General features: G+C 45.0%; 13 protein-coding genes. 12 read left to right on the top strand and 1 reads right to left on the bottom strand.

Annotated features, from left to right (window positions below; translation table 11 throughout):
- Positions 1-129 precede the first annotated feature (129 nt).
- Entirely contained in the window at positions 130-1,020 is an 891-nt protein-coding gene (miaA, locus tag RYL88_RS09300) for a tRNA (adenosine(37)-N6)-dimethylallyltransferase MiaA (RefSeq protein ID WP_314990816.1), read from the bottom strand.
- 90 nt (positions 1,021-1,110) lie between these two features.
- Here miaA and mqnP point away from each other — a divergent pair, with 90 nt between their 5' ends.
- From mqnP to RYL88_RS09240, 12 genes are all read left to right on the top strand, one after another.
- The gene (gene mqnP, locus RYL88_RS09295; protein ID WP_314990814.1) at positions 1,111-1,977 is read left to right on the top strand and encodes a menaquinone biosynthesis prenyltransferase MqnP; all 867 of its coding nucleotides are present in this window, start codon (positions 1,111-1,113) and stop codon (positions 1,975-1,977) included.
- A complete protein-coding gene (locus RYL88_RS09290; RefSeq protein WP_314990812.1) occupies positions 1,974-2,492 on the top strand; it encodes a hypothetical protein in 519 nt (172 codons plus the stop codon). The genes mqnP and RYL88_RS09290 overlap by 4 nt, the downstream gene beginning before the upstream one ends.
- A complete protein-coding gene (locus RYL88_RS09285; RefSeq protein WP_314990810.1) occupies positions 2,485-2,997 on the top strand; it encodes a hypothetical protein in 513 nt (170 codons plus the stop codon). Before RYL88_RS09290 ends, RYL88_RS09285 begins: the two co-directional genes overlap by 8 nt.
- A gap of 139 nt (positions 2,998-3,136) precedes the next feature.
- Positions 3,137-4,105 carry a GTP 3',8-cyclase MoaA gene (moaA, locus tag RYL88_RS09280; protein WP_314990808.1) on the top strand — a complete coding sequence of 323 codons (969 nt, stop codon included), beginning with the start codon at positions 3,137-3,139 and terminating at the stop codon, positions 4,103-4,105.
- A 204-nt stretch (positions 4,106-4,309) separates the two neighbouring features.
- On the top strand, positions 4,310-5,074 hold the full coding sequence (locus tag RYL88_RS09275; protein ID WP_314990806.1) for a 7-carboxy-7-deazaguanine synthase QueE: 765 nt from the start codon (positions 4,310-4,312) through the stop codon (positions 5,072-5,074).
- Between the two features lie 68 nt (positions 5,075-5,142).
- A complete protein-coding gene (locus RYL88_RS09270; RefSeq protein WP_314990804.1) occupies positions 5,143-5,724 on the top strand; it encodes a 6-carboxytetrahydropterin synthase in 582 nt (193 codons plus the stop codon).
- 5 nt (positions 5,725-5,729) lie between these two features.
- Positions 5,730-5,912 carry a hypothetical protein gene (locus RYL88_RS09265; RefSeq protein ID WP_297965125.1) on the top strand — a complete coding sequence of 61 codons (183 nt, stop codon included), beginning with the start codon at positions 5,730-5,732 and terminating at the stop codon, positions 5,910-5,912.
- Positions 5,909-6,322, top strand: a complete 414-nt coding sequence (locus RYL88_RS09260) for a hypothetical protein (RefSeq protein ID WP_314990803.1) — start codon at positions 5,909-5,911, stop codon at positions 6,320-6,322. The genes RYL88_RS09265 and RYL88_RS09260 overlap by 4 nt, the downstream gene beginning before the upstream one ends.
- On the top strand, positions 6,319-6,975 hold the full coding sequence (locus RYL88_RS09255) for a 16S rRNA (uracil(1498)-N(3))-methyltransferase (RefSeq protein WP_314990801.1): 657 nt from the start codon (positions 6,319-6,321) through the stop codon (positions 6,973-6,975). The genes RYL88_RS09260 and RYL88_RS09255 overlap by 4 nt, the downstream gene beginning before the upstream one ends.
- An 84-nt stretch (positions 6,976-7,059) precedes the next feature.
- Complete coding sequence (rpmE, locus tag RYL88_RS09250; protein ID WP_009495090.1) at positions 7,060-7,260, top strand: 50S ribosomal protein L31; 201 nt, start codon at positions 7,060-7,062, stop codon at positions 7,258-7,260.
- A 4-nt stretch (positions 7,261-7,264) separates the two neighbouring features.
- Complete coding sequence (rsmI, locus tag RYL88_RS09245; protein WP_314990799.1) at positions 7,265-8,077, top strand: 16S rRNA (cytidine(1402)-2'-O)-methyltransferase; 813 nt, start codon at positions 7,265-7,267, stop codon at positions 8,075-8,077.
- A gap of 80 nt (positions 8,078-8,157) precedes the next feature.
- On the top strand, positions 8,158-8,583 hold a 426-nt coding region (locus RYL88_RS09240), incomplete at its 3' end, for an RNA methyltransferase substrate-binding domain-containing protein (RefSeq protein WP_314990798.1).

The raw sequence follows: 8,583 nt of genomic DNA, 5'->3' as shown, positions 1-8,583 counted from the left end.
CAAAGTATCTTGCGATGATTTTAAATGTTTTGAAGTAAATTTCGTCCCAAGACTAGACATGTAGTCTGTCGCAGGGCGAAATTTACGAAATCATTTAAAGGCGCGCAAGAGACAAGCCGCAAATCAAAATCAATCACTCAAAAATTCTATGATTTTCTCCTCACACTCTTTGACCGAACCGCTAAATTTACTCTCAAACTGCGATCTATTAAAAGTCCGCTGACGCTTGGCGAGCTGCGCCGTATGCGTGCAGATGAGCTCCTCCAGCTCAACCTCTGTCTTGATCTCGCCTTGCAAAAACTCGCCGCACTCTTTTAGACCGACCGAATTTAGCGGCTTTGGTCGCTGCGGATACCACGCAAAAAGCTCGCGCACCTCATCAAGCAAACCCTGCTCAAACATCGCTCTGGTGCGCTCTTTGATTCGTCCTCTTAGCTCGTCCCGCTCCCAGCTAAGCTCGAAAATCGCCAAATTTGACGCGACGGGAGCTAGGGTATTTTCGCGCAGATACGCGCTCACAGCGTCATCCCGCCCGATAGAGCGTAAAAATGAGTAGACGTCAAACCACTTTTGCAGGCGGTAGGTGTCGTTTGCGCTAAATTTGGCGGCGAACTCCGGATCCAGGCTTGAAACGAGCTCATAAATTTGAGCGTTTGATAGGCTGCTTTCTACGCGCTCAAATTTAGGCGTTAGACCCGATAGCAAAGCCTTTAGATAAAATCCGCTTCCGCCGGTTATAAATAAATTTTTACCGTTTTTTTGCGCAAATTCGCTAGCCGTTTTATAAACCTCAAAAAACATCCCGACGTCAAAATGCTCGTCAGGCATCAGCAAATTTACCCCAAAATGCGGTACGCTGGCTAGCTCGCTTGCGCTTGGCTTAGCGCTTGCGATATTGATAAATTTATAAACGCAAAGCGAATCAAGACTCAAAATCGCTCCGTTAAATTCGCTAGCAAGCTTTAGCGCGAGCGCCGTTTTTCCGCTGGCGGTAGTGCCGATGATGGCGAGTTCTTTCATAAAAATGCCTTAAAATTCGTAAATCTGCTCAAATTTTATCACATTTTACGCTTTTATAAGATAAAATAAAGCAAAAATTTCAGGAAGATTATGCAAAAATTTATAAATATTTTAAAAGATATTAATGAACTAATCGTCTTTAAGCACTCGATTTTCGCGCTGCCTTTTATATTTACCGCTATGATAACAGCAAGCGCACAGGTAAACGATACGGCTTGGTTTGGCTGGAAGTTGCTTATTTTGGGCGTTCTTTGCGCAGTTTCGGCGAGAAATTTCGCGATGGCTTTTAACCGCTACAAGGACGAGGATATCGACAAACTAAACCCGCGCACGGCTAATCGACCGAGCGTGGACGGACGTATCGGCAGGACGAATTTACAAATTTTTATCGCGGCAAACGCCGTCATATTCGTACTCGTCGCCTATCTCGTAAACGAGCTTGCGTTTTGGCTGAGCTTTCCGATCCTAGCGGTGCTTGGCGGATATTCGCTTTTTAAGCGCTTTAGCGAGCTGGCGCACCTAGTCCTTGGCCTCTCGCTAGGTCTCGCGCCCATCGCCGGAGCTGTCGCGGTCACCGGCGAGATACCGCTTTTTAGCGTGCTGCTCTGCCTTGGCGTGATGTTTTGGGTGGCGGGATTTGACCTGCTTTATTCGCTTCAAGACGTCAATTTTGACCGCGAACACGGGCTTTTTAGCATACCTAGCGTTTACGGCGAAAAGGCTACGATGTTTATCTCGGCGATCTTTCACGCTACGGCCGCGATCTTTTGGCTGCTTTTTGCGTGGGCGGGAGGGCTTGGCGCGGCGGCCTTTGCTGGCATTTTGCTTTGCGGGGGTATCCTAGTGGCCGAACACCGCATCGTTAGGCGAGATTTTAGTAAGATCGACCGCGCGTTTTTTACACTAAACGGCTATCTGGGCATACTTTTTTTCATCTTCGTTTGGGCTAGCCTATGAGACTGGTTCCGGCAAATTTAGACATAGTTTTTGAGGAAGCGCTCGGGCGCGAAAGCGAGTTTTTGCGCGAATTCGACAAACTAAGCGGCAACGAGGACGATCCGCTAGGAGCGTGGATAAAGCGCGCCAAAGCAAAGGGCGACACAAAGGAAAGCGATCAAGTGATACTGACGCTGCTAGTCGAGCTTCACCGTAAATTTGACGAGCTAAACGCCTACATAAAAAATGAAAAATTCGTAAAGCTCGAGCTTGCGCAATCTAGCGTGCTGGACGGGATAAATTTTGAAAATTTTAGGATAAAAGAGGCTAAATTTAAAGAAGGCGCCAGGTACTACGGACGCATTTTTATGACTATTTTTCCGAAGCGAGACGTGGCGATATTTTTTGAAGCACTAGATGAAGAAACCGCCAAAATCACGCGCATAAACGAGAGCGACGAGAGCGACTACAACGGCTACGTGACGGCCAGAGAGCGGGCAATGATAAGAGAACTAAAGGAGGTAAAAGATGAATAGCGATTTGATGATTTTTGCGATATTCGGGCTAATTTTAACGATACTTTTCGTACTGGTTTTCGTAAAAGACCTTGAGGTTTCCAGAAAATTTTCAAGATATGAAAAAGCTATAGAAGGACTCATCCAAGAGCTTCACGCGGTAAAAAAACAGGTTGCGAATTTAGACCGAAGCGAGCCGGCCGAATTTGACACGGCGCAGCTAGAAAGCAGTCTCGAACAGCGTCTAAACGAAAAAATAAATCAAAAAATAACTCCGATAATAAACACTCTCCAAAGCATCGAAAGCTCGATAGATAGCTTCCAAAGCCAGCAACAAGATAGATTATTTACGCTTGAGGAGCGCACAAAAAGCATTAGCAAAATCTCCGCTCCAAACGGCGAGGACGACGAAAAGCGCATAGTGCAGATGTATAGCGAAGGCAAAAGCGTCGAAAGCATCGCAAAAGAGCTGTGCGTGGGTGTGGGCAAGGTCGAGCTGACGCTAAAACTGCGGGAGCTGATATAGTGTTAAAACCTAGGCGCGAAATATAAAAAAATAACATTATTTTCATACGCGAATTTTAAAAAATTTTAAAGCTTAACTTCCTATAATGCCCTTTAACCAAATCAAAAACAAATCTTTTTGATAAAATTAAGGGCGAAAAATGTTAATAGACGGGCACGGAAGAACTGTTGATTATCTGCGTATTTCTGTCACGCAAAGATGTAACTTTAGATGCAAATACTGCATGCCTAAAACTCCGTTTAGCTGGGAGCCGAAGGAAAATTTACTAAGCTTTGAGGAGCTGTTTTTATTTGTCAAAGTCTGCCTGGACGAAGGCGTAAAAAAGATCCGCATAACGGGCGGCGAACCGCTACTGCGCAAGGACTTGGACAAATTTATCGCGATGATAAGCGAGCACAGCCCGGACGTCGATCTAGCCATCACGACAAACGGCTTTATGCTAAAACACTACGCAAAAGCCCTAAAAAACGCGGGGTTAAAGCGTATAAATATGTCGCTTGATAGCTTAAAAACCGAAAAGGCTAAATTTCTCGCGCAAAAAAGCGTTCTGCACGAGGTTTTAGCAGGCCTTGACGCGGCGCTTGAAGCCGGACTAAAAGTCAAGCTAAACACCGTCGCGCTAAGAGGCGTAAACGACGACGAGATTGTCTCTTTGCTAGAGTTTGCGCGCTCTATGGGTTGCCAAATTCGCTTTATCGAATACATGGAAAACATCCACGCGACGGGCGAGCTAAAAGGCATGAAATCGGCTGAAATTTTAGACGTTATCGCGAAAAAATATCGCTTCGAAGCGGCCGAAAAGATCCCGACGGGCCCAGCTAGCATCTATAAGCTAGAGGACGGCTATACCTTCGGCATCATCGACCCGCACAAACACGACTTTTGCGAGAGTTGTAACCGCATACGCCTCACGGCCGAGGGACATCTCATCCCGTGCCTATACTTCGAGGATGCGATGAGCATAAAAGACGCCGTAAGAAAGGGCGATATCGCGGGCGCTAGCGAAATTTTACGCCAGGTTTTACAAAATAAACCCAAAGAAAACAAATGGGCGATCGGTTCTCAAAACGAGACCTCAAGCCGCGCCTTTTACCAAACGGGCGGCTGAAATCAGGACTAAATTTACGTCAAATTTGACGTAGATTTAGCCTGCTTTACTAAATTTAACCTCGCTTTATTTTTACGTTTTTATCCGTAAATTTACCGCCGTTTTTTTAGCAAAACCCGCTCAAATTTGACGGAAAATCCGCTTAACTCCATAAAACTACCCTTCAAATTTTGCTATAATCGACCAAAATTTAAAAGGCGAAATTTGAGTTTAAACCTAGTCGAGAGTTTTTTAAGCATCCAAGGCGAAGGCGCAAGCAGCGGCCGTTTGGCAATCTTTTTGCGGTTTGCTGGATGCAACCTAAACTGCGCGGGCTTTGGAGTGCGCGCCGTTTCGCCCAAAACCGGCGAAACGCTAGTTGGCTGCGACACTATCCGCGCGGTTTTTACGGGGCATTTTTCATATCAAAAAATCTCGAGCGCGGACGAACTCATAAAAATAACACAAAATTTGAGCGCAAATTTACGCCAAAAACCCATCGTCGTCATCACTGGCGGCGAGCCGCTACTGCACTACAAAAACCAAATTTTGCTTGATTTTTTAAATTTTGCGATTAGCGAGGGCTACGAGCCGCATTTTGAAACAAACGGCACTATCGAGGTGGATTTTGCTAAATTTGAGATTTATAAAAAATGCCGCTTTGCCGTTAGCGTCAAGCTCAAAAATAGCGGCGAAAGCGAGGCTAGGCGCATCAACGCTAGCGCGCTAAAAGCGATAAAACAAAACGCCGCGGGCAGTTTTTATAAATTCGTCCTAGATAAAAAAAGCGCGGAAGACGGCTCGGCGATAGCGCAAATTTCGCGCATTTTAGGCATTTGCGACGCGGAAGTCTTTTGTATGCCGCAAGGTTATGATAAAATAAGCCTTGAGCAAAACGCCCTAGCCGTCGCGCAGTTTGCGATCAAACACGGTTTTAACTACTCCGATCGCCTGCACATCAGGCTTTGGGGCGCAAAAGAAGGGGTTTAAAGCCTAAATTAGGCGGCGTTACCCGTATCTTTACGGCGCAAAATGAAAATTTAATAAACGGAGCTAAGATGATAATAAGAAAAATGTTTAAATTTGAAAACGCTCATATAGTTAGATTTTGTAGCTCGAAACGCTGCAAAACGAGCATCCACGGGCACTCTTACAGGGCTGAAATTTTACTGGAGTCAAATTTTCTCGATAATGCGGGGATGGTGTATGATTTTGGTCTGATGAAGCGCGAAATAGGCTGCATCATCGATAGCTTTGATCACTGCACGACGATATTTAGCGGCGACGAAGCCCAGTACAAAAACGACCTCAAAAAGCACTCCGCGCGCTGGGTAGAGATCCCGCTAAACCCCTCCGCAGAGCAGTTTTGCAGGATATTTTTCGTGATGATAGATAGGCTTTTAAAAGCCACTCAGATGCAAAACGGCGAGCGCGAAGTGAAGCTTCACAGCGTCATCGTCCACGAGACCGACACGGGCTATGCGCAGTGCTTCAGAGACGATGCGTATAACGCCAAAATGGGCGAGGTAAATTTAAACGAAGTCGTCTTTTCCGAGGGCGTGAGAGCCGAGTGGGAGGACGCCGAGCTGTTTGAGAAAATCAAGCTAGGCAAAAAAATAGTAAATCCAAAGGAGGTCTAGCGCAAATGAGGAAAATTTTTGCGATTTTGACGCTGACGGCTCTAATCTTTAGCGGCTGCGAGGACGAAAAAAGCTCGCCCGAACTGGATCTAAACGAAACCGTTCCCAGCGACGTACCTATCGCGCAAAGCGACGCAAACGTGAGTATCGACGAAAATATGCCGCCGGAACCGGTGCCTGAGAAATGAAATTTAACGAACATCTATCAGAGCTCTACGAGCTAGCGCACTCTATACATATAGGGTTCGCCTTTACGCTTTTGGCGCTTGTCGCGGCGCACTTTTGCCTGATAAATTTCGGCGTAAATTCGCCCGCCTACGCTAAGCGCATCAGGCTATTTTTGCCCACATACTACTCGTTTTTAGCCGCGATGATGCTTACGGGGCTGCTTTTGATGAGCGTTTTTTACTTTTATCTGGGTCTCAAGGCTCTTGTTATGATCGCGGTTTGGATACTGCTTATCGGGCTTGGGGCGATGGAGTTTAAGCAGCTAAAAAAGGCGATGAAAACTAAAAATTTCGCCGCTTTCAGAGCCAAAATGCGCCTAAAAATTGCGGCTGATTTTGTTTTGATACTTATCGCAAGCGGGGTGAGATGAAATTTTTATATTCAAAAGATGCCAAAAACGAGCAGATTAGGCTTGATGGCGAGGCGTTTTTGCACCTGAAGGCGCGGCGCACTAAGGTAGGCGAGCGCATTGACGTGCGAAATTTGACCGACGGACAAAACCACATCTATGAAATCGTAAATTTAGACAAAAGGGGTGCGGAGCTAAATTTGATATTTTCGCACGACGTGGAAGCGCGAAATAGCGATCTAACGCTAGCTTGGGCCGTCGTCGATCCAAAAACGATCGAAAAAACGCTGCCCGGCCTAAACGAAACGGGCGTAGCTAAAATCGTCTTTTTTTACGGCGAATTTTCGCAAAAAAACTTTAAGCTCGATTTTTCGCGACTAGAGCGCATTTTGATAAGCTCGTGCGAGCAGTGCGGACGAAACGATTTAATGAAATTTGAAATTTATAAAAGCTTAGACGAATTAGTTAAATTTTATCCAAACATCGCTCTTATCGACTTTGAAGGCGAAAATCTAGACGGCTACGCGGGCAAAGAAATTTTAGCGATCGGCCCCGAGGGTGGATTTAGCCAGAGCGAGCGAGAGACGGTCTCGAAAAAATACGGACTGAGAGCAAAAAATATTTTGCGCTCGCAAACGGCGATTTTAGGCATAGCAGCTAAAATTTTAATTTAAATTTGATTTTTTACGAAGTTTTTTGTATAATCTCGCCTTACTTTAAATGAAAATTAAAAAATCAGACGATAAAAGGATAAAATGATGAAAAAAGAAATTCATCCGGAATTTGTTGAGTGCAAAGTAACTTGCGCTTGCGGTAACACCTTCACTACGAAGTCAAACAAAAGTGAGATCAGAGTAGATATCTGCTCAGAGTGCCATCCGTTTTTTACGGGCAGCGAAAAGATAGTTGATAGCGCGGGCCGCGTCGATAAATTTAAGAAAAAATATAACTTAAAATAATCCTTTGCTATATTTCATTCCTACGCCGATAGGAAATTTGAGCGATATCTCGTTTCGCGCTTTGAGCGTTTTGCGCGAATGCGAGATACTCTTTTGCGAAGATACCAGAGTCGCAAAATCTCTTATAAACCTGCTAAATATGCGTTTTGACGCAAATATAAACATCCAAAATTTTATTCCGCTACACACGCATAACGAAGATGAAATTTTATCCAAAATAAAGCTTGAGATTTTTGATAAAAACGTCGCGTTTTTAAGCGATGCGGGAATGCCGGGCATCAGCGATCCGGGAGCCGCGCTCGTAAATTTCGCGATAAAAAACGATATCGCATACGAAGTGCTAAGCGGATCAAACGCCGCACTCTTAGCCATCGTCGCAAGCGGTCTTTGCGAAAAAGAATTTTGCTTTTTAGGTTTTTTGCCAAACAACGGCAAAGAACGAGCCGCAGCTATTCAAAATGCGCTAAATTCGCCGTTTCCGGCAGTCATCTACGAAAGCCCAAAACGTATACTTTCGCTTATTTTAGACTTTGCCAAGCTTGAGCCGGATAGAGAAATTTTTGCCATAAAAGAGGCGACGAAGAAATTTGAAACAAAATTTAGGGCCGCGGCAAGCAAGCTGGCAAAAAAGCTACAAGAGGCGAATCTAAGCGGCGAATGGTGCGTCGTAGTACAAAAAAATCCAAATTTTACCTCAGAAAAAATCACTCAAAACGATATTTTAGAACTTGAAATTTCGCCTAAAGCCAAGGCCAAACTCCTAGCAAAAATCACGGGCAAAAGCGCTAAAGAAATTTACTCCGAACTGGCTCGCTAAAATCGCATACAGACTTAGCAAAGGGCGAAATTATCTAAAAATTTAGCTAAATTTTACCGATTTTTAGCTATTATCAGGTGATGATAATATACGGTAAACAGCTATTTTTGCACATCATAAAAAACTATAAAAAAAACGTCAAAACGGTCTATCTCGCCAAAGAGTGCGATAAGGCGCTATTTTCGCAGATCGTAGGCGTCGGCGCGCCGATAAAACGCGTGGATAATCAAAAAGCTCAAGCTCTCGCGCGCGGCGGCAATCACCAAGGTTTTTTAGCCGAGGTCAAAGAGTTTGAGTTTAAGAGTATAGACGAGATAAAAAAACAAAATTTTATAGCGGTTTTATGCGGACTTAGCGACGTCGGAAACATCGGCGCCATCGTCCGAACGGCGTATGCGCTCGGCTGCGGAGGCATCGTCGTCGTCGCTAAAAATTTAGCGATGGAAGGCATCCTGCGAGCTAGTAGCGCAGCAGCTTACGAGGCAAACATCGCTCTTGTAGAAGAC

The organism is uncultured Campylobacter sp. (genome assembly GCF_963517995.1).
Lineage (GTDB): Bacteria > Campylobacterota > Campylobacteria > Campylobacterales > Campylobacteraceae > Campylobacter_A.
The sequence above is the reverse complement of the archived record's forward strand: the minus strand, read 5'-3'. Positions and strand labels throughout refer to the sequence as shown.

What these genes read in the sequence shown, in the direction of transcription:
- miaA (WP_314990816.1), bottom strand. Translation starts at nt 1,020, where the DNA reads ATGAAAGAACTCGCCATCATCGGCACTACCGCCAGCGGAAAAACGGCG.
- mqnP (WP_314990814.1), top strand. Translation starts at nt 1,111, where the DNA reads ATGCAAAAATTTATAAATATTTTAAAAGATATTAATGAACTAATCGTC.
- RYL88_RS09290 (WP_314990812.1), top strand. Translation starts at nt 1,974, where the DNA reads ATGAGACTGGTTCCGGCAAATTTAGACATAGTTTTTGAGGAAGCGCTC.
- RYL88_RS09285 (WP_314990810.1), top strand. Translation starts at nt 2,485, where the DNA reads ATGAATAGCGATTTGATGATTTTTGCGATATTCGGGCTAATTTTAACG.
- moaA (WP_314990808.1), top strand. Translation starts at nt 3,137, where the DNA reads ATGTTAATAGACGGGCACGGAAGAACTGTTGATTATCTGCGTATTTCT.
- RYL88_RS09270 (WP_314990804.1), top strand. Translation starts at nt 5,143, where the DNA reads ATGATAATAAGAAAAATGTTTAAATTTGAAAACGCTCATATAGTTAGA.
- RYL88_RS09265 (WP_297965125.1), top strand. Translation starts at nt 5,730, where the DNA reads ATGAGGAAAATTTTTGCGATTTTGACGCTGACGGCTCTAATCTTTAGC.
- RYL88_RS09260 (WP_314990803.1), top strand. Translation starts at nt 5,909, where the DNA reads ATGAAATTTAACGAACATCTATCAGAGCTCTACGAGCTAGCGCACTCT.
- RYL88_RS09255 (WP_314990801.1), top strand. Translation starts at nt 6,319, where the DNA reads ATGAAATTTTTATATTCAAAAGATGCCAAAAACGAGCAGATTAGGCTT.
- rpmE (WP_009495090.1), top strand. Translation starts at nt 7,060, where the DNA reads ATGAAAAAAGAAATTCATCCGGAATTTGTTGAGTGCAAAGTAACTTGC.